The sequence below is a fragment of the Streptomyces zaehneri genome (assembly GCF_032248645.1).
Taxonomy (GTDB): Bacteria; Actinomycetota; Actinomycetes; order Streptomycetales; family Streptomycetaceae; genus Streptomyces; species Streptomyces coriariae.
This window is the reverse complement of the sequence record NZ_JASTTJ010000045.1, coordinates 1-18,947: the sequence shown is the minus strand read 5'-3', so window position 1 is coordinate 18,947 and position 18,947 is coordinate 1. Positions and strand designations below refer to the sequence as shown.

16 protein-coding genes are annotated in these 18,947 nt (G+C 71.9%); 8 read left to right on the top strand and 8 right to left on the bottom strand.

Translation table 11 applies throughout. The annotated features are described in order from the left end of the window. Positions 1-61 precede the first annotated feature (61 nt). Both pepN (QQM72_RS39640) and QQM72_RS39635 read left to right on the top strand, forming a co-directional pair. On the top strand, positions 62-2,632 hold the full coding sequence (pepN, locus tag QQM72_RS39640; protein ID WP_314225667.1) for an aminopeptidase N: 2,571 nt from the start codon (positions 62-64) through the stop codon (positions 2,630-2,632). Positions 2,633-2,861: 229 nt separating this feature from the next. Further along, complete coding sequence (locus tag QQM72_RS39635; protein WP_314225666.1) at positions 2,862-3,929, top strand: hypothetical protein; 1,068 nt, start codon at positions 2,862-2,864, stop codon at positions 3,927-3,929. A 143-nt stretch (positions 3,930-4,072) separates the two neighbouring features. Here the strand turns inward: QQM72_RS39635 and QQM72_RS39630 are convergent, their stop codons facing one another. Beyond that, positions 4,073-4,465: a MerR family transcriptional regulator gene (locus tag QQM72_RS39630; protein WP_314225665.1), complete on the bottom strand. Its 393-nt coding sequence runs from the start codon at positions 4,463-4,465 to the stop codon at positions 4,073-4,075. A 70-nt stretch (positions 4,466-4,535) separates the two neighbouring features. Here QQM72_RS39630 and QQM72_RS39625 point away from each other — a divergent pair, with 70 nt between their 5' ends. Continuing rightward, complete coding sequence (locus tag QQM72_RS39625) at positions 4,536-5,027, top strand: hypothetical protein (RefSeq protein ID WP_314225664.1); 492 nt, start codon at positions 4,536-4,538, stop codon at positions 5,025-5,027. A gap of 210 nt (positions 5,028-5,237) precedes the next feature. On the opposite strand, the gene QQM72_RS39620 is transcribed toward QQM72_RS39625, so the two are convergent. Together QQM72_RS39620 and QQM72_RS39615 are read right to left on the bottom strand one after the other, a co-directional pair. Further along, on the bottom strand, positions 5,238-5,714 hold the full coding sequence (locus QQM72_RS39620; protein WP_314225663.1) for an NUDIX hydrolase: 477 nt from the start codon (positions 5,712-5,714) through the stop codon (positions 5,238-5,240). Positions 5,715-5,723: 9 nt separating this feature from the next. Continuing rightward, positions 5,724-6,644, bottom strand: coding sequence for a pyridoxamine 5'-phosphate oxidase family protein (locus tag QQM72_RS39615; RefSeq protein WP_314225662.1), 921 nt, complete (start codon positions 6,642-6,644; stop codon positions 5,724-5,726). A gap of 150 nt (positions 6,645-6,794) precedes the next feature. On the opposite strand from QQM72_RS39615, the gene QQM72_RS39610 reads away from it, so the two are divergent. Beyond that, on the top strand, positions 6,795-7,340 hold the full coding sequence (locus tag QQM72_RS39610; RefSeq protein ID WP_314225661.1) for a CGNR zinc finger domain-containing protein: 546 nt from the start codon (positions 6,795-6,797) through the stop codon (positions 7,338-7,340). Between the two features lie 240 nt (positions 7,341-7,580). Next, positions 7,581-10,895, top strand: a complete 3,315-nt coding sequence (locus QQM72_RS39605; protein ID WP_314225660.1) for a S8 family serine peptidase — start codon at positions 7,581-7,583, stop codon at positions 10,893-10,895. A 105-nt stretch (positions 10,896-11,000) separates the two neighbouring features. On the opposite strand, the gene QQM72_RS39600 is transcribed toward QQM72_RS39605, so the two are convergent. Both QQM72_RS39600 and QQM72_RS39595 read right to left on the bottom strand, forming a co-directional pair. Then, a complete protein-coding gene (locus tag QQM72_RS39600) occupies positions 11,001-11,906 on the bottom strand; it encodes a hypothetical protein (protein ID WP_314225659.1) in 906 nt (301 codons plus the stop codon). Between the two features lies 1 nt (position 11,907). Beyond that, a complete protein-coding gene (locus tag QQM72_RS39595; RefSeq protein WP_199875647.1) occupies positions 11,908-12,450 on the bottom strand; it encodes a sigma-70 family RNA polymerase sigma factor in 543 nt (180 codons plus the stop codon). Positions 12,451-12,652: 202 nt separating this feature from the next. On the opposite strand from QQM72_RS39595, the gene QQM72_RS39590 reads away from it, so the two are divergent. Next, the gene (locus QQM72_RS39590) at positions 12,653-13,672 is read left to right on the top strand and encodes an aspartate-semialdehyde dehydrogenase (protein ID WP_314225658.1); all 1,020 of its coding nucleotides are present in this window, start codon (positions 12,653-12,655) and stop codon (positions 13,670-13,672) included. Here the strand turns inward: QQM72_RS39590 and QQM72_RS39585 are convergent. Next, positions 13,659-14,156, bottom strand: a complete 498-nt coding sequence (locus QQM72_RS39585; RefSeq protein ID WP_314225657.1) for a DUF1203 domain-containing protein — start codon at positions 14,154-14,156, stop codon at positions 13,659-13,661. The two genes, QQM72_RS39590 and QQM72_RS39585, sit on opposite strands and share 14 nt — an antisense overlap. A gap of 200 nt (positions 14,157-14,356) precedes the next feature. Here QQM72_RS39585 and pepN (QQM72_RS39580) point away from each other — a divergent pair, with 200 nt between their 5' ends. After that, positions 14,357-16,924: an aminopeptidase N gene (gene pepN / locus QQM72_RS39580; protein WP_314225656.1), complete on the top strand. Its 2,568-nt coding sequence runs from the start codon at positions 14,357-14,359 to the stop codon at positions 16,922-16,924. A 124-nt stretch (positions 16,925-17,048) separates the two neighbouring features. On the opposite strand, the gene QQM72_RS39575 is transcribed toward pepN (QQM72_RS39580), so the two are convergent. Continuing rightward, positions 17,049-18,002, bottom strand: coding sequence for an EamA family transporter (locus tag QQM72_RS39575; RefSeq protein WP_314225655.1), 954 nt, complete (start codon positions 18,000-18,002; stop codon positions 17,049-17,051). A gap of 108 nt (positions 18,003-18,110) precedes the next feature. On the opposite strand from QQM72_RS39575, the gene QQM72_RS39570 reads away from it, so the two are divergent. Beyond that, the gene (locus tag QQM72_RS39570) at positions 18,111-18,632 is read left to right on the top strand and encodes a MarR family winged helix-turn-helix transcriptional regulator (protein WP_314225654.1); all 522 of its coding nucleotides are present in this window, start codon (positions 18,111-18,113) and stop codon (positions 18,630-18,632) included. Positions 18,633-18,711: 79 nt separating this feature from the next. Here the strand turns inward: QQM72_RS39570 and QQM72_RS39565 are convergent. Further along, positions 18,712-18,947, bottom strand: a 236-nt coding sequence (locus tag QQM72_RS39565) for an aromatic-ring hydroxylase C-terminal domain-containing protein (protein ID WP_314225653.1), incomplete at its 5' end; no start/stop codon positions are given.

Here is an 18,947-nt window from a genome sequence, read left to right as displayed (position 1 = left end):
GGCGCGTGGCAGGATCACTCCTGTCCGAAAGCCCGTGCTCAAGCACTGAGGGAGTACCGCCGTGCCCGGTGAGAACCTGTCCCGCGACGAGGCCCGCGAGCGGGCCGCCCTGCTGTCCGTCGACGGGTACGACGTGTCCCTCGACATCCGGTCGGCGGTCGGCGACCGGACCGGGGACGAGCCCCGCACCTTCCGGTCGGTCACCACGATCCGCTTCCGCAGCAGCGAGCCCGGCGCGTCGAGCTTCGTGGACCTGATCGCGCCGAGCGTGACGTCCGTCTCGCTCAACGGCCGCGACCTCGACCCCGGCGAGGTCTTCGACGGCGCCCGGATCCTGCTGGAGGACCTGGCCGCGGAGAACGAGCTGGTGGTCGACGCCCAGTGCGCCTACTCACGCACCGGCGAGGGCCTGCACCGCTTCGTCGACCCGGAGGACGGCGAGGTGTACCTGTACACCCAGTACGAGCCGGCCGACGCCCGCCGGGTCTTCGCGGGCTTCGAGCAGCCCGACCTCAAGGCCCCGTTCCGCTTCGAGGTGCGGGCGCCCGAGGAGTGGGTGGTGTGGAGCAACGGCGTCGGCGAGCGCACCGACGGGGTGTGGCGCTTCGCGGAGACGAAGCCGATCTCGACGTACATCACCTGTGTCGTGGCCGGCCCGTACCACTGTGTGACGGACACGTACACGCGCGAGCTGGGCGACGGAACGACGCTGGAGATCCCGCTCGGCGCGATGTGCCGCAAGGGTCTGGCGCCCCACTTCGACTCCGCGGACGTCTTCCTCGTCACCAAGCAGGGCCTGGACTTCTTCCACGACCACTTCGACTACCCGTACCCGTTCGGCAAGTACGACCAGGCGTTCGTGCCCGAGTACAACCTCGGCGCGATGGAGAACCCGGGTCTGGTGACCTTCCGCGAGGAGTACATCTTCCGGGGCAGGGTGACGCAGGCGTCGTACGAGGCGCGGGCGAACGTCATCCTGCACGAGATGGCGCACATGTGGTTCGGCGACCTGGTCACCATGGTGTGGTGGGACGACCTGTGGCTGAAGGAGTCCTTCGCCGACTTCATGGGCACGTTCGCGAACGTCGGCGCGACCCGCTTCACCGACGCCTGGATCACCTTCGCCAACCGCCGCAAGGCGTGGGCCTACCGCGCGGACCAGCTGCCCTCCACCCACCCGATCACCGCCGACATCCGCGACCTCCAGGACGCGAAGCTGAACTTCGACGGCATCACCTACGCCAAGGGCGCCTCCGTCCTGAAGCAGCTGGTGGCGTACGTCGGCCAGGACGCGTTCCTCGAGGGCGCGCGGCGCTACTTCAAGCGGCACGCGTACGGCAACACGCGCCTCGGCGATCTGCTGTCGGTGCTCGCCGAGACCAGTGGCCGGGACATGGGCGGCTGGGCGCGGTCCTGGCTCCAGACGGCGGGCGTGAACTCGCTGACCCCGCAGGTGCTGCTGGACCCGCAGGGCCGCATCGACGAGCTGGCGGTGGTCCAGGAGGCCGCCGAGGCGTATCCCGAACTGCGGCCGCACCGGGTGGCGATCGGCCTGTACCGCCGCGAGGACGGACATCTCGTGCGGTACGCGCGCGCCGAGGCGGACGTCGACGGTCCGCGGACGGTCGTGTCGGAGCTGGCGGGCGCCGAGGCTCCGGAGCTGGTGCTGGTCAACGACGACGACCTGACGTACTGCAAGATCCGCTTCGACGAGACCTCGCTGGCCACGCTGCGCGAGCACCTGGGTTCGATGACCGACCCGCTGGCCCGCGCCCTGTGCTGGTCGGCGCTGTGGAACCTGACCCGGGACGCGCTGCTGCCCGCGTCCGACTTCGTGGACCTGGTGGTGCGGTTCGGGCACCAGGAGTCCGACATCGGCGTCCTGCAGATGCTGCACGCGTGGGCGGACTCGGCGCTGGTCCACTACGCGCCGCGGTCCTGGCGGCGGACGGGCGAGGAGCTGCTGGCCGGCACCGCTCTGCGCAATCTGCGGGCGGCCGGGCCGGGCAGCGAGCACCAGCTGGCCTGGGCGCGCTTCTTCGCGACGGTGGCCTCCGCCGACTCCGACTTCGAGCTGCTCCGGGGTCTGCTGGACGGCTCGGCGAAGATCGACGGCCTGGAGGTGGACCAGGAACTGCGCTGGGTGTTCGTGGAGCCGCTGGTCGCGCACGGGTACGCCGACGAGAAGGCGCTGGCGGCCGAACTGGCCCGTGACGACACGGCGTCCGGCAAGCGGCATCAGGTCCGCTGTCTCGCGGCCCGCCCGTCGGCGGCGGTCAAGGCGCAGGCGTGGGCGCAGCTGGTGGAGTCGGACTCGCTGTCCAACGCGCTGGTGGAGGCGACGATCGCGGGATTCGACCGGCCCTCCCAGCGCGAGCTGCTCGTGCCGTACGCGGAGAAGTACTTCGCGTCGATCGAGCGGATCTGGGCCGAGCGGTCGATCCAGATCGCGATGAGCGTCGTCAAGGGTCTGTTCCCGTCGCTCCAGGACTCCCCCCGGACGCTGGAGGCGACGGACGCGTGGCTCGCGGCGCACGAGTCGGCGGCCCCGGCGCTGCGCCGGCTGGTGCTGGAGGCGCGCGACGACCTGGCGCGGTCGCTGCGGGCGCAGGCGGCCGGCGCACAGGCCTGAACCGACCGGGCGCTCGGACCCTGAGCTTTGGCCAAGAATTCCGCTGACGGTCACCGTTACGGAATTCAGGTATTCCGACCCGTAACCCCTGGCTCCCTCATTCGGGACCAGGGGTTTTCGGCGCCTCATCGGCATCCGAACACCCGTCCTTTAGGGCGAGCTTGTCCGGATTTATCGACGGACGTGTAACGGCGGTTAGGAGACCGGCCGGACGCGGAATCCCCGTTGCATGAACCACCACAACACCCCGCTGCCCCAGGTTCCCTCGGCGTCCCCCCGCCCCGTCCGCCACCTGCCGGACGTACAGCGCCGCGTCACGACGGCGGGCCGGCTCCGCTCGCAGGGCGTCGCCGTGTCCGAGGCGAACGAGCAGTGCCGTCCCGGCGGCCCCTGGCAGCAGCTCCTCCCCGGCGTGTACCTGCTCCACCCGGGCCCGCCGACCAGCGAGGAGCGGCTGCACGCGGTGCTGATGTACGCGGGCCGCGACACGGCGACGCCGTCGCCCCCGGTGCCGAGCCAGCCGGGCGCGGGCGATCCGCACCGGCCGGTGTACAAGGAGGCGATGATCACCGGGCTGGCGGCCCTGAACCTGCACGGCCTCTCGTCCGCTCCCCCGCTGCCGTCCCTGGAGCACATCGACGTCCTGGTCCCGCGGCTGCGCCGGCTGCGCTCGACGGGCTGCGCCCACGTCGTCCGTACCGGCTCCCTGCCGACTCCCGAGCAGGCCACGGGAGTTCCGGTGGCGCCGATGCCCCGCGCGCTGGCCGACGCGGTGGCCCGGCTGACGGACGCGGGAGTGGTGCAGCGGCTGCTGTCGGAGGCGGTACGCGCGGGCCACTGCGAACCGGCGGCGGTGGTGAGGGAGTTGAACAACGCCAAGCTGCTGGGCCGCCCGCACGTGGTGGACGCGGTGGACTCGCTGCTCGCGGAGGGACGCGCGTTCGCGGAGGACCGGCTGTACACGATGGTGCGCGACCACGGCCTGCCCGACCCGGTGTGGAACGTGGACCTGCGCCTGCCGGGCGGACCTCACCTGGGCGGTCTGGACGCGTACTGGCCGGAGCAGGCGGTGGCGGTCGAACTGGACACCCGGTCGCCGCGGCAGGACGAGGACGCGCTCTGGTCGGAGTACGCCCGCAAGCGCGAGCATCTGGAGCGGCTCGGCATCACGGTCGTGTACATCACGCCGAAGAAGCTGAGGAACGCGATGGAACAGCAGGCGGCGGTGGTCCGCACGGCGTTGATGGCGTCGGGCGACAGGGACCCGGCCGCGTACGTCGTGGTGCTGCCCCGGTAGTGACGGACCGGGGCGGGCCCAGGAGGGCCCTGCCGTCGTCGGGGGCGAGGACGGCGGTGCGGGAGGGGAGCAAAGGGGCGGTCGGGTGTCCGACGGCCCCTCCTCACGCCGTCACACCGTCATGCCGTCATGCCGTCACGCTTTCAGGAGGCAGGGCTGTCACGGGGAAGGGCCGTATGCGGTCCCGCCGCGCGCAGCGGGCAGCCGGTGCCGACGCGGTCGGCGAGTTCGGCGCGGAGGGCGGCGAGTTCGGCCATGCGGGCGTCGACGACCTGGATCTTCCGCTCGAAGAGGGCGGAGAGGGCGTCCGCGGAGTCGGGGGCCTCGCGCAGTTCCTCACCGTGCCGGGCGATCTCCGCGAGGGTGAAGCCCAGGGTCTGCGCGGTACGGACGTAGGCCAGCCACTCCACCGTCTCCGGCGCGAAGTCGCGGTACCCGTTGGACAGCCGGCGGCCCTCGACGAGGCCGACCCGCTCGTAGAAGCGGATGGTGTCCCGGGTGGTGCCGGTGCGGGCAGCCAGCTCTCCGATGCGCATGCGGGAGCCTCCGTCAGTAGCGGTCCGACGCTTGACCTTGGAGCGTAGTCCAGTGTTTAGCGTCGGCCGCATGACCACTTCCGCACCTCTCCTCGATCCCGACGGCCCTTCCTATCTCCGAGTCGTGCGCGCGAGCGCCTGGTACGACCTCGTCGTCACGGCCGGCTTCGCGACGCCGTGGACGTACGCCCTGGTCCATGACGTGCTGTCGTCGTGGAGCCGGGCGTGGGGGCTGGGCGCCTTCCCGCAGACGGACCCGGTCCAGACGCTGTTCGCGAACCTGATGGGGTCGGTCGTGATCGTCTGGGCCGTCCTGCGCCTGGCCGGACCGCTGGCGGTGCACGGACTGCTCGACGGCGTCGCCCGCGCGCTGTTCACGGCGTGGATGGCGTACGCGCTGGCCCAGGGCGCCCCGGGGGTGCTGTGGCCGTTCCTCGGCGTGGAGGCGGCCTGGGGCGTGGCGCAGTTGGCGCCGTGGCTGCGGTCGATGCCGCGGCCACGGCCGGGAGGACGCCCCGCTCCCGGCCGGGACGCGGCCCTCGGCCGTCTTCCGAGGAGGTGACGATCACCGCGGCCGCCCTTCCTCGGCAGCGGCTCCGTGTCGCGGTCCTTCGCGTCGTCCGCCGGCCGTGCCCCGTCGAAGCGGACGTTCGCGGACAGCGGGGCCCCGGTCGGACCGGGGCGGAACCCGGCTGCTCGGCCCACCGCCCGGAGCCGGTCACTCCGTGTTCGTCTCACGGGGTGTCGCGCACGGGTGTCGCACGGGTTCGGCTCATGCTCCTGGGCCGGCCGGCGGGGGCGCGAACGCCCTTCCGTCCACCGGCCGTTCGTGCCACAGCCGGAGCGCGACGTCGACCAGCCCGACCCTGGTGAGGGCGGGGACCGCGGCGAGGTCGTGCCAGGCGGCCAGGTCGGTGGAGCCGTTCACCTCGTTGCGCAGTTCGCCTCCGACGACCCGGCCCTCGTAGACGACCCGCACGCCGTGGTGGTCCACGGAGCCGCGCAGCCCCCCGCGGCGGAAGGTGCGGTGGAAGGAGTCGATGCCGAGCAGGCCGGTCACCTCGACGCGGTAGCCGGTCTCCTCGTCCAGTTCGCGCACGACGGTGTCGAGGGGGTCTTCGCCGTGCTCCATGCCACCGCCGGGCAGCACCCACTCGGGGGTGCCGTCGGCGGCCGGCGAGCGGGCGAGCAGGAGCTGTCCGTCACGGACGCAGACGGCATAGGCCGCCACCCTCAACTTCTTGCGCATGGGGGGACGTTAGCCGGTCGGGTCCGGGTTCGCAGGGGAGTATTCCGGCGCGGACCAGCGCAGCGGCAGCGCGGCGGGGGTGTCGACCGTCTCCGTGACGGTGAAGTGGACCGTACGCTCGCCGTCGGGGGCGAACCGGGTGCGGGCCTCGCCCGTGAGCTGGAGGGTGCGGCCCGTCGTCCAGTCGAGGAACAGCAGGCCGGCGCGGGGGTCCGTGACGAGGTTGCCCAGGGTGAGGAACATGGCGTTGCCGGGGTGGTCGCGCCAGGTGAGCGTGCGCGGTGAAGTCGCGTGCACGAAGCCTGGGTTGCCGCCGCGGTGGCTGAGTTCGGCGCCGGCGCCGTCCGGGTGGAGGGTGGCGAGGAAGAAGGTGTCGGCGGCGGCCAGGAAGTCCCGCTGCTCCGCGGCCAGTTCGGTGCCGCGGAGCGGGCTGCCTGGCGTGCGGTCGACGGTCTCGTAGGTCTCCCTGCGCTGGATGTACTTGGGGCAGTTGGCGAACACCCGGTCGGTCTCGACGGCGAAGCCGCGCGGGGTGGGCAGCAGCCGGCCGTTCAGCCGCATACGGCGACGGGTGCGCGGATCGAGGACGATCGTGCCCACCTGGGTCCCGGGGGTGGCCAGGGCCGTCGCGAGGGGGTCGGCCGGCGAGAGCCCGCCCGTACCGCCCGGCGTCTGGGAGCTGCCGGTGGCGACCGAGATCCGGCGGGGTCCGGTGGCCCGGACGAAGCCGGGGGCGCCGGTGACCGCCGAGGCCCAGACCCGGCCGTCGGCCGGGTCGGCGGCGCCCAGCACCAGCAGCGGCTGGAGCTCCAGGAAGGCGGCGACGACCGGCCTGACGCCCTCGCCGATCGCCCGGCCCAGGTGATCGGCGAGGTCACGGACCCCGACGCGGTCCTGAACCGCGCGCGAGCCTGAGTGGTAGACGCCCATGACTGCTCGACCTCCTCGGCCCCGGCGGACCCCTCGGACAGTTCGCGAGCAGCCCACAAGAAAATAACCTCTTACATGTAATTTACAGGTTAGAATCAACAATGTCAACCGGTCACATACCCTTGAGCGGTTAGCACGGAAGGAGCCCCGATGTCCGCCACCACCCCCGCCCCCGACCCCCGCCCCCTCATCGGCGAGCCCCTCGCGCTCGACCTGCTCAACACGCGGTGGGTGCGGGAGGGCGCCGTACAGGATCTGCTGCGGGACCCGGAAGGGCTCGCCGTGTGGCTCGCCGCGAACGGGCTGGACGGACGGTTCGCGGCCGACGCGGCGACCCTGCGGCACACCCTCCGGGCGCGTGACGCGATCGAGGCCGCGGTGGACGGACCGGCGGACACCACCGGCGTCGACACCGTGCTCGGGCACGGGCGGATCCGGCCCACCCTCACCGCCGAAGGGCCCGGCGAGCGGGCCGAGTTCAGGGACGACACCTGGGGGCCCGGCTGGCTGGCCGCCCGGAACTACCTGGAGTTGCTCCGCGCCGCCCCCGACCGGATCCGCCGCTGCGCGCACGAGGCCTGCGTGCTGCACTTCTTCGACACCTCACGCAACGGCACCCGCCGCTGGTGCTCCATGGCGGCCTGCGGCAACCGCGCGAAGGCCTCCCGGCACTACGCCCGCGCCAAGGACGCCTGATCCCGCAGGCCGTCCGCCGGCCCGCCCGGCCGAAACCCGCACAACCGGAGGACAGCCCTCGCACAGGGGGCTCGTAGAGGGTTTTCCCCATACATCCATATCGATTCGGTCAACTCTCCCCAAACAGCTGCCCCTTAGGTAAAGCTTTGCGGTCATCCGGGACCGCATTCCGGACGACCGTGATCAGGAAGGAACGGCCTGGTCACGTGGTGCTCGTTCCTTTACCTACAAGGGATGCCGATGACCCTCACCCCCCAGCGTGAACCGATATCGGGCGCAAGACGTGTGGCCCGGATAGCGGTGGCCGCGGGCCTCGTGGCCGCGCTGTCCGCGGCCGGTCCGATACCCATGGCCTTCTCGGCCGACTCCGGCCAGGCCCCGGCCGCGGCCGACCCGGGCGCGAAGTCCGCCCACGACAAGCTCGGCTCCGACGACGCCGACCTCCTCGCCGAGGCCAAGGCCGCCGGCGACAAGAACGTCACGCTGATGGTCGCGACCGCCCCCGGCCAGACCGAGCAGGTCGCCGAGGAGCTGGACGCGGTCAAGGGCGGCTCCGTGGGCCAGTCCTACGACAAGGTCGGCTACGTCCGCGCCACCGTCCCGACCGGCAAGGCCGACTCGGCGATCGCCGCCGCGGCCAAGCTGTCCTCGGTGCACGCCATCGACCTGCGGCAGGACATCGCCCTCGACGACCCGACGCCGAGCGCGGACACCGCGAAGGGCGCCAAGTCCGCCGCGAAGACGAAGACCTACGCCGCGCCGGGCAAGAACACCCCCGCCGAGAACCCGTACAACCCGTCCTTCGAGACGGGCGCCGTCGACTTCGTGAAGAAGAACCCGAAGGCGGACGGCCGCGGTGTCACCATCGGCATCCTCGACTCCGGTGTGGACCTGGCGCACCCCGCGCTCCAGAAGACCACCACCGGCGAGCGCAAGATCGTCGACTGGGTGACGGCGACCGACCCGATCCTCGACAGCGACGCCTCCTGGCGCGCGATGACGACCTCCGTGTCCGGGCCCAGCTTCACCTTCGGCGGCCGGACCTGGACGGCGAAGGCCGGTTCCTACCAGGTCAACCTCTTCCGGGAGTCCGCCACCACGGGCGGCGACGCCAAGGGCGACGTCAACCGCGACGGCGACACCACCGACGTCTGGGGCGTCCTGTACGACGCGGCCGCCGGCACGGTCACCGTCGACGTGAACAACAACGGCGACTTCACCGACGACACCGCGATGAAGCCGTACAAGGACGGCTACCAGATCGGGTACTTCGGCACCGACAACCCGGCGACCGACGTCGCCGAGCGCCAGCCGTTCGTCGTGCAGATCCGCAAGGACGTGCCGATGGACCCGTACGGCGGCGACTGGGTCGGCAAGAAGGCCGACTTCGCCAACATCGGTCTCATCGCCAGCGAGCACGGCACGCACGTCGCCGGCATCACCGCCGCGAACGGACTGTTCGGCGGCAGGATGAACGGCGCCGCGCCCGGCGCGAAGATCGTCTCCTCCCGCGCCTGCGTCTTCGGTCCGGGCTGCACCAACGTCGCCCTCACCGAGGGCATGATCGACCTGGTCGCCAACCGCGGCGTCGACATCGTCAACATGTCGATCGGCGGTCTGCCGGGTCTGAACGACGGCAACAACGCGCGCGCCGAGCTGTACACGCGCCTCATCGACACCTACGGCGTCCAGCTGGTCATCTCGGCCGGCAACGAGGGCCCCGGCGCCAACACCATCGGCGACCCCGGTCTGGCCGACAAGGTGATCTCGGTCGGCGCGGCCATCTCCAAGGAGACCTGGGCCGCCAACTACGGCTCGCAGGTGACCAAGAAGTACGCGCTGCTGCCCTTCTCCTCGCGCGGCCCGCGTGAGGACGGCGGCTTCACCCCGACGCTCGTCGCCCCCGGCGCCGCGATCAACACCACGCAGACCTGGCTGGAGGGCTCCCCGGTCGCCGAGGCGGGCTACCCGCTGCCGGCCGGCTACTCCATGCTCCAGGGCACCTCGATGGCCTCCCCGCAGGCCGCGGGCGCCTCGGCGCTGCTGATCTCGGCCGCCAAGCAGCAGAAGGTCGCGCTCACCCCGGCGATCCTGCGCACGGCGCTGACCTCGACCGCGGACCACATCAAGGGTCTGCAGGCGTACGAGGAGGGCGCGGGCGCCATCAACATCGTGGACGCCTGGAAGTCCATCAGGAAGGGCGCCACCGCCCACGACTACGCCGTCAAGGCGCCGGTCGACACCGCGCTCGACTTCGCGCTCAAGACGCCGGGCTTCGGCACCGGCATCTACGACCGCGAGGGCGGCCTCAAGGCCGGTCAGAAGAAGACGTACGACGTCACCATCACCCGTACGTCCGGTGCCGACAAGGCGATCCGCCACGAGCTGCACCTCGAGAACAACGCGGCCGGCACCTTCAGGATCCTCGGCTCGGACGAGGTGAAGCTGTCGCTGAACAAGCCGGTCACCGTCAAGATCCAGGCGCAGCCGAAGGCCGCGGGCATCGCCAGCGCGATCCTCGAGGTCGACGACCCGAAGACCGAGGGCCTCGACAAGCAGATCCTCAACACGGTCGTCGTCTCGACCCCGGTGAAGTACGCGTTCCACGCGTCGAACACCGTGCAGCGCAACAGCTCGCAGTCCTACTTCCTGACCGTGCCCGAGGGCGCCAAGGCGTTCGAGGTCGCGATCGGCGGGCTGAAGGACAAGAGCCAGACCCGGTTCATCTCGATCCACCCGTACGGTGTCGCGGTCGAGGACAGCTCCACGATCTACTGCTACAACAACTACCTCGACGGCAACGGCTGCAAGCCCGACGCCCGTTCGTACCAGAACCCGCAGCCCGGGGTCTGGGAGATCGAGGTCGAGTCGCGCCGCACCTCGCCGCTGCTCGACAACCCGTACAAGCTGGACGCCACCGTCTACGGCGCGTCCTTCGACCCGGAGACCGTGACCGTGCCCGAGGCGAAGGTCGGCACCCCGGCCCCCGTCTCCTGGAAGGTCACGAACAACTTCGCCGCCATCGACGGCAAGCTGGCCGGCGGTCCGCTCGGCTCGTCCAAGGCGACCCGCCCGACCATCGCGAACGGCGCGACCGCGACCACCACGGTCGAGGTCCCGGCCGGCGCCAAGTCGCTGGACGTCTCCATCGGCAACGTCTCCGACGCCTCCGCCGACCTGGACCTGACGGTCTTCGACGCGGCCGGCAACCAGGTCGCCCAGCAGGCCGACGGTGACTCCGAGGAGGCGGTCTCCATCCCGTCGCCCGCCGCCGGCACGTACACCATCGAGGTCGCGGGCTACTCGGTCCCGGCCGGTACGACGGCGTACGACTACCTGGACGTGTTCTTCTCGTCCTCGCTCGGCACCGTCACCGTCGACGAGTCGACGCCGGTGAAGCTCGGCACGGGTGCCTCGGCGTCGGTCTCCGCGACCGTCACCGCCGCGGCCGCCGCGCCCGAGGGCCGGGCCTTCTTCGGCCAGGTCCAGCTGGTGAACGCGCGGGGCACCGTCGCGGGCATCGGCAACGTGGCCATCGAGAAGGTCACTCCGTAAACCGGTAGCGGTACCGGTACGGCAGAACGGTCGGCCGACAGCGGTCGAACAGGGGCGGGCGTCCACCGGGGCGCCCGCCCTTCGCCGTGTCACGGCGCGTCCCGCCTATTCGCAGGTGACGTCCCGCGCCTCGGGCAGGGCCCGGGCGAGCGCCTCCCGCTCGGGGACGATGTCGGGCTCGCCGACCGCCCAGACGTCGGGGGTGGCGGACCCCTTCGGCAGGGCGACCAGGACGTGGTCGCCCTCGCGCGGCAGCGGGTCCATGTCCGCCTCCATCACGAAGTCGACCTCGGGCCCGCTCCCGGCCGGCCGGTAGGCGTGGGTGACGTGCAGCGTGACCCGCTCCCGGGTGGTGCCCGCCACCCGGTCGACGGCCGTCACGTCCCCCTCGACGACCAGCCGGGCGCAGGCCAGATAGCCGGGGTCGCCGAGGAGGCTCGTGCCGTCGCCCGCCGACGCGTCGGCCTTCTCGTCGGACCCGGCCGCACTGTCGGCGCTCTTGTCCGACTCGATGCCGGCCACCCCCTGGCCGACCTGGACGACCACCCATCCGCCCCCGAGCACCAGCGCTCCGGCGGCGGCCACACCGGCGAGCCGCAGGGCGAGGGGACGGACCCGGCGCGACGGGCGAAGCTGCCGCACCGGGGCGGTCCGCGGGACCCGCGCCGGCTCGCGCACCGGCTCCGTCAGGACGTCCGCGAGGATGCCGAGCTGCTCGCGCAGGAGCGCCACGTCGTCGGTGGCCGAGCGGTGGGCGGCCAGGTAGCCGGAGTCGGCGCGGGCCTCCTCGGAGAGGCCGGCGAGGGGCACGCCGAGGACGGCGGCCATCAACGCGTCCATGCCGTCCTCACCCTCCGGCCCGTCCTGGCCCTCGTACGGGTCACGGCCCTCGTCGTGCGTTTCGTCGTGGTGGTCGCCGCGGCTCTCGTCGCGGCTTTCGTCGTGGCTTTCGCCATGGTTCTCGTCCTGCGGTTCGCGTCCGGGTCCGGGCCGGCCGGGCAGAGCGGTCACGTCACACCACCTCGTCCTCGTGCAGGCGGGCGCGCAGGGCCCGGACCGCCGTGTGCAGGCGGCTCTTGACCGTGCCCTCCGGGACGCCCAGTTCCACGGCGATCGAGCGCACCGGCAGGTCGGCGTAGAAGCGCAGGACGACGACCTGGCGCTGCGCGTCGGGCAGGTCGTCCAGTCCCTGCGCGACGGCGAGGGAGAGCACGCTGGTGTCCTCGCCGGACGGGTGCTCGTGCTGGCGCAGCGAGGCCAGCCGCTCCCCCAGCCGCTCCTGGCGGCGCTTGGCGCGGTGCCAGTCCATGGCGAGGTTGGAGGCGACGACGGCCGCCCACGCGGAGACGTCGCGCGGCGTCTCGTACCCCTTCGCCGCGCGCTCCAGGAGCCGCAGGCGGACCTGCTGCACCCCGTCCGGCAGGTCCGCCTGCGGCACCCCGCCCAGCGCGAGCACCGCCCGCACCCGGCGTTCCTGCGCCGCGTCCAGCGGATCGTCGCCCTGTCCGGCCCCGTCCCCCTGGGCGCGCCGGGCCTTTCTGCGCAGCACAGCCACCCCTCTCTACCGCGTTTCCTCTACGACGCCGCGGCGCGCGAAAACGTTCGGCGCCACCGTGAGGAATCCTCGGGAGGCATACGTCACACCGGCGGGTGTCCCAGTCCTCGGGCATGGGGGGCAAAGAATTGGACAGGTGGGCCGGGGTCGGCCGCATGATGGAAAAGTCCGTGAAGAGCCGTGAACAGAGCAAGGAGTCGCCGTGAGGGTCGGAATCGTCGGAGCCACCGGTCAGGTCGGCACGGTCATGCGCAGGATCCTCAAGGAGCGTGACTTCCCCGTCACGGAGCTGCGCCTGTTCGCCTCGGCCCGTTCGGCGGGGACGGTCCTGGACGGCGTGACGGTGGAGGACGCGGCGACGGCCGACTACGCGGACCTCGACATCGTCCTGTTCTCCGCCGGCGGGGCGACCTCGCGGGCGCTGGCCGAGAAGGTCGCCGCGCAGGGCCCGGTCGTGATCGACAACTCGTCGGCGTGGCGCAAGGACCCCGAGGTGCCCCTCGTCGTCTCCGAGGTCAACCCGCACGCGATCGTGGACCGCCCCAAGGGCATCATCGCCAACCCGAACTGCACGACGATGGCCGCGATGCCGGTCCTGAAGCCGCTGCACGCGGAGGCCGGTCTGGAGGCGCTGGTCGTCGCGACGTACCAGGCGGTGTCCGGCTCGGGCCTCGCGGGCGTGGCGGAGCTGCACGGGCAGGCGCAGAAGGTCGTGCCCGACGCTGACCGGCTGACCCACGACGGCGAGGCGGTCGACTACCCGGAGCCGCAGGTCTACAAGCGCCCCATCGCCTTCAACGTGATCCCGCTCGCGGGCTCGGTCGTCGATGACGGGCTGAACGAGACCGACGAGGAGCAGAAGCTCCGCAACGAGTCCCGCAAGATCCTGGAGATCCCCGGGCTGAAGGTCTCCGGCACCTGTGTGCGCGTCCCGGTCTTCTCCGGCCACTCCCTCCAGGTCAACGCCCGTTTCGCGCGTCCGATCAGCGCCGAGCGCGCGACGGAGCTGCTGGGCGGCGCCCCCGGCGTGGCCCTCAGCGACATCCCGACCCCGCTCCAGGCGGCCGGCAAGGACCCGTCGTTCGTGGGCCGCATCCGGGAGGACGAGACCGTGGAGCACGGTCTCGCCCTGTTCATCTCCAACGACAACCTCCGCAAGGGCGCGGCGCTGAACGCCGTACAGATCGCGGAGCTGGTGGCGGCCGAGCTCAGGTCCGCCTGACCTCGTAGAGGAAGCAGCCGTACTCGACGGCCCGGACGTGCACGAACGCCACGTCCGGGTCGTCGAACGCGTTCCGGAACGCCTCGTCGAGCCCGCCGACGCCGACCAGCGCGCCGCCCAGGATGCGGCCCTCGGCCGAGTACCGCCGCACGGTGCGGTGCGCCTGGGCGAAGGGGTACCCGTCCCCGGCGAACCCCGCGCAGCGGTCGGCGTGGACGAACACGGGCCCCAGCTCGTCGTAGGCCCCGGGGTCGACGCTCGCCCCGGCCGCCCAGCGGCGCAGCGGCGCGTACGAGACGAGCGCGATCCGCTCCCCCACGGCACTGCGCCGCAGACAGCACCGCAGCGGGGCGCCGCCCTCCTCGTCGGCGAAGGATTCCGTCCGCCGGCCGGCGTCGTCGACGACCCGGAGCTCGTCGAGCACCTCGCCCGGGACGGCCCGTGGCACGCGGGCCACGTCGTTCACGTTCACTGTGAAGGTCATACCTCCACCCTGACGGCGAGCGGCCGACGGGACCGGCGGCTTGCGGACATCACGCTCGAGAGCGATCCCGACGGCGTTCGTGGACCGGACCGGACCGTCACCTCGCCGGCCGGACGGACGGCCGCCCGTAAGGTCGTCGCCCCAGGCAGCCGTCCCGTGGAAGGATGACGCAACCGACACATATCCGAGGAGATGACCGCGTGCCTGGCACAAACCTGACTCGCGAAGAGGCGCAGCAGCGGGCGAAGCTGCTCACCGTTGACTCGTACGAGATCGATCTCGACCTCTCCGGTGCCCAGGAGGGAGGGACCTACCGGTCCGTCACGACGGTGCGCTTCGACGTCGCGGAGGGGGACGCGGAGTCCTTCATCGACCTGGTGGCGCCCACCCTCCACGAGGTCACGCTGAACGGGGACGCCCTCGACGCGGCGGGGCTCTTCAAGGACTCGAGGATCGCGCTGCCGGGCCTGCTGCAGGGCCGCAACGTCCTGCGGGTCGTCGCGGACTGCGCGTACACCAACACCGGTGAGGGTCTGCACCGGTTCGTCGACCCGGTCGACGAGCAGGCCTATCTGTACACGCAGTTCGAGGTGCCGGACGCCCGCCGGGTCTTCGCGTCCTTCGAGCAGCCGGACCTCAAGGCCACCTTCCGGTTCACCGTGAAGGCGCCGACCGGCTGGACCGTCATCTCCAACTCCCCGACGCCCGAGCCCAAGGACGACGTCTGGGCCTTCGAGCCGACCCCGCGGATCTCCAGCTACATCACCGCGCTCATCGTGGGGCCGTACCACAGCGTCCACAGCGTGTACGAGAAGGACGGTCAGTCGGTGCCCCTCGGCATCTACTGCCGGCCCTCCCTCGCCGAGCACCTCGACTCGGACGCGATCTTCGAGGTCACGCGGCAGGGCTTCGAGTGGTTCCAGGAGAAGTTCGACTACGCGTACCCGTTCAAGAAGTACGACCAGCTGTTCGTGCCGGAGTTCAACGCGGGCGCGATGGAGAACGCGGGCGCGGTCACCATCCGGGACCAGTACGTGTTCCGGTCGAAGGTGACCGACGCGGCGTACGAGCTGCGCGCGGAGACGATTCTGCACGAGCTGGCCCACATGTGGTTCGGCGACCTGGTCACCATGGAGTGGTGGAACGACCTGTGGCTGAACGAGTCGTTCGCCACGTACACGTCCATCGCCTGCCAGGCGTACCACCCGCAGTCGCGCTGGCCGCACTCGTGGACGACGTTCGCCAACTCCATGAAGACCTGGGCGTACCGGCAGGACCAGCTGCCGTCCACCCACCCGATCATGGCCGAGATCCGCGACCTGGACGACGTCCTCGTCAACTTCGACGGCATCACCTACGCCAAGGGCGCGTCCGTCCTGAAGCAGCTCGTGGCGTACGTCGGCATGGACGAGTTCTTCGCGGGCGTGCAGGCCTACTTCAAGCGGCACGCGTACGGCAACACGCGCCTGTCCGACCTGCTCGGCGCGCTGGAGGAGACCTCCGGCCGTGATCTCGGCACCTGGTCGCAGAAGTGGCTCCAGACCGCCGGCATCAACATCCTCCGTCCCGAGATCGAGACGGACGCCGAGGGTGTCGTCACGTCCTTCGCGATCCGCCAGGAGGCCCCGGCGCTCCCGGCCGGCGCCAAGGGCGAGCCGACCCTGCGCCCGCACCGCATCGCCGTCGGTCTGTACGGACTCGACGAGGACAGCGGCAAGCTGGTGCGGGACGACCGCGTCGAGCTGGACATCGACGGCGAGCTGACGGCCGTACCGCAGCTGGTCGGCAAGCGCCGCCCGGACGTCGTCCTGCTCAACGACGACGACCTGTCGTACGCCAAGGTCCGCCTCGACGAGCAGTCGCTCGCCTTCGTCACCGAGCACCTCGGCGACTTCGAGTCGTCCCTGCCGCGCGCCCTGTGCTGGGCGTCCGCCTGGGACATGACCCGGGACGGCGAGCTGCCCACCCGCGACTACCTGTCCCTGGTGCTGTCCGGCATCGGCAAGGAGTCCGACATCGGGGTGGTCCAGTCGCTGCACCGCCAGGTCAAGCTCGCCATCGACCTGTACGCCGCGCCGGCCACCCGCGAGGCCCTGCTGAACCGCTGGACGGACGCCACGCTGGCGCATCTGCGCTCCTCCGCGGCGGGCAGCGACCACCAGCTGGCGTGGGCGCGCGCGTTCGCGGCCACCGCCCGTACGCCGGAGCAGATCGACCTCCTGGAGTCGCTGCTCGACGGAGGCCAGACCATCGAGGGCCTGGCCGTCGACACCGAGCTGCGCTGGGCGTTCGTGCAGCGGCTGGTGGCCGTGGGGACCTTCGACGAGGCGGACATCGCCGCCGAGTACGAGCGGGACAAGACGGCCGCCGGCGAGCGGCACGCGGCGACCGCGCGGGCCGCCCGGCCGACCCCGGAGGCCAAGGCGGAGGCGTGGGCGTCGGTCGTGGACTCCGACGAGCTGCCGAACGCCGTGCAGGAGGCGGTCATCGGCGGCTTCGTCCAGACCGACCAGCGTGAGCTGCTCGCGCCGTACACGGACCGGTACTTCGAGGTCGTCAAGAGCGTCTGGGACTCCCGTTCGCACGAGATCGCCCAGCAGATCGCGGTCGGCCTCTACCCGGCGGTCCAGGTCTCCCGGGAGACCCTGGCCAAGACGGACGCCTGGCTGGCCTCGGCCGAGCCGAACGCGGCCCTGCGCCGCCTCGTCTCCGAGGCCCGCGCGGGCGTGGAGCGCGCGCTGAAGGCCCAGGCGGCCGACGCACAGTAGTCCTTCCTGGCAGTCCTACATGGCAGTCCGCCGCGCCATGTCCGCGTCGCACTGCCGGTCCGCGTCGCACTGCCGGTCCGCGTCACACTGCCGGTCCGCGTCACACTGCCGGTCCGCGTCGCGCTCACCGCCGGAGCGCCGGCGGGCCGGACCTGTCACGTCCGGGACGGTCCCGATCTGCTCGGGCCGTCCTCTCGGCAGGCCCGAACGTGCGCACGGCCGTCCCGCCGCCGGCCCTCAGCTGGCCCGCCACCGTCGCGCCGAACGCCAGGGCCATGCCCGTCAGCTGGAGCGGCGTGAGCGCCTGGCCGAGGGCGGCCCAGCCGACGACGGCCGCGGTCAGCGGGGAGAGCGGGCCCAGGAAGGTGACCTGGGTGGCGGTGAGCCGGCCGATGCCGCGGAACCAGAGCCAGTACGAGACGGCCGTGTTCGCCAGGGCCAGATAGAGGTAGCCGCCGACCGCGCGGCCGTCCAGGGCGGGCGGGGCGCCCTCGACGAGGAAGGCGAGCGGGGCGATCAGCAGGCCGCCCGCGGTGAGCTGCCAGCCGGCGAGGGCGAGCGGGCCGACGCCGTCCGGGCGGCCCCACCGCTTGGTGAGGACCGTGCCGGCCGACATCGAGGCGGTGGAGCCGAGCGCCGCGAGGACGCCGAGCGGGTCCAGCGCCCCGGCCGCCTTCAGCACCACCAGGCTGACGCCGAACACGGCCACGACCCCGGCCGACACGGTCCGCGCGGTCGGCCGCTGCCCCAGCAGCAACGCCGAGAGACCGACGACGAACAGCGGTCCGACCGAGCCGACGACCGCCGCCATGCCGCCGGGCAGCCGGTAGGCGGAGAGGAAGAGGAGCGGGAAGAAGGCGCCGATGTTCAGCGCGCCGAGTATCGCGGCCTTCCCCCACCAGACACCGCGCGGCAGGACCCGGCCGAGGGCGAGCAGCACCAGCCCGGCGGGCAGGGCCCGCATCAGGCCGGTGAACAGCGGGCGGTCGGCGGGGAGGAACTCGGTGGTGACGGCGTAGGTGGTACCCCAGGAGACCGGGGCGAGAGTGGTGAGCAGGACGGTCGTGGGCCTCTTCATGAAAATAGCTTAGCGCTAAGCGACTTAGCGTCAAGCGGCTTAGCGGCGAGCGGCTTAGCGCGGAGCTACTTTCTCGTGGGTGACCGGAATCGGGGGGATACTCGTCCCATGAGCAGCCCGCAGCCCCCGCGCAAGGACCCCGTCGACGCGATCATCGAGCAGTGGGCGACGGTCCGGCCCGATCTCGACACCGGCGCCATGGAGGTCTTCGGCCGGATCTCCCGGCTCGCGCGCGCGATGGGCGACCGGCTGGAGAAGGCATACGCCGCTCTCGGCATCGGACGGGGCGAGTTCGACGTACTCGCCACCCTCCGCCGCTCCGGCGAGCCGTACACCCTCTCGCCCCGCCAGCTGTCGGCGACGCTCATGCTCACCACCGGCGGCATGACCGGCCGGCTCGACAAACTGGAACGGGCCGCCCTGCTGCGCCGCTCCCCCGACCCGCACGACCGCCGGGGCCTCCAGGTGACGCTGACCGAGAAGGGGCTCGATCTGGTCGACCAGGCTGTCGGCGCGGGTCTCGCCGCCCAGACCGAGGCCCTGACAGCCGCCCTGGACACCGAGCGGGCCGGTCAACTGACCGACCTGTTGCGGGAGTTGCTGCTGACGACGGAGACGTCGAGCAGCTGAGCCGGGCCTGACAGCAACGGCCACGGCCTGCCGACGGGACTACCGGCACCACTGCGCCCAGGTGCTCTCCGGCGCGCTTTCAGCCGACGTGCGTCGCGAGGGCGGCCGCCACGGCGTCCGGCTCGGCGGTGTCGAAGGCCCAGGCGGCCTGGCCGTCGGGACGCACGAGCAGTGCCGTACGGCGGCCGCTCGCCCGGTGGGAGGAGAACGAGTGCCCCAGGTTCCGGCCGGGCGGGGCCCACAAACGCGTCGCACAAACGCGTCGAGGGCGTCGGCTTCCTCCGCGTACGCGCATGCCGTACGCGGAGGAAGCCG

Coding starts and splice junctions, on each gene's coding strand:
- QQM72_RS39635 (WP_314225666.1), top strand. CDS start 2,862: ATGAACCACCACAACACCCCGCTGCCCCAGGTTCCCTCGGCGTCCCCC.
- QQM72_RS39630 (WP_314225665.1), bottom strand. CDS start 4,465: ATGCGCATCGGAGAGCTGGCTGCCCGCACCGGCACCACCCGGGACACC.
- QQM72_RS39625 (WP_314225664.1), top strand. CDS start 4,536: ATGACCACTTCCGCACCTCTCCTCGATCCCGACGGCCCTTCCTATCTC.
- QQM72_RS39620 (WP_314225663.1), bottom strand. CDS start 5,714: ATGCGCAAGAAGTTGAGGGTGGCGGCCTATGCCGTCTGCGTCCGTGAC.
- QQM72_RS39615 (WP_314225662.1), bottom strand. CDS start 6,644: ATGGGCGTCTACCACTCAGGCTCGCGCGCGGTTCAGGACCGCGTCGGG.
- QQM72_RS39610 (WP_314225661.1), top strand. CDS start 6,795: ATGTCCGCCACCACCCCCGCCCCCGACCCCCGCCCCCTCATCGGCGAG.
- QQM72_RS39605 (WP_314225660.1), top strand. CDS start 7,581: ATGACCCTCACCCCCCAGCGTGAACCGATATCGGGCGCAAGACGTGTG.
- QQM72_RS39585 (WP_314225657.1), bottom strand. CDS start 14,156: ATGACCTTCACAGTGAACGTGAACGACGTGGCCCGCGTGCCACGGGCC.
- QQM72_RS39575 (WP_314225655.1), bottom strand. CDS start 18,002: ATGAAGAGGCCCACGACCGTCCTGCTCACCACTCTCGCCCCGGTCTCC.
- QQM72_RS39570 (WP_314225654.1), top strand. CDS start 18,111: ATGAGCAGCCCGCAGCCCCCGCGCAAGGACCCCGTCGACGCGATCATC.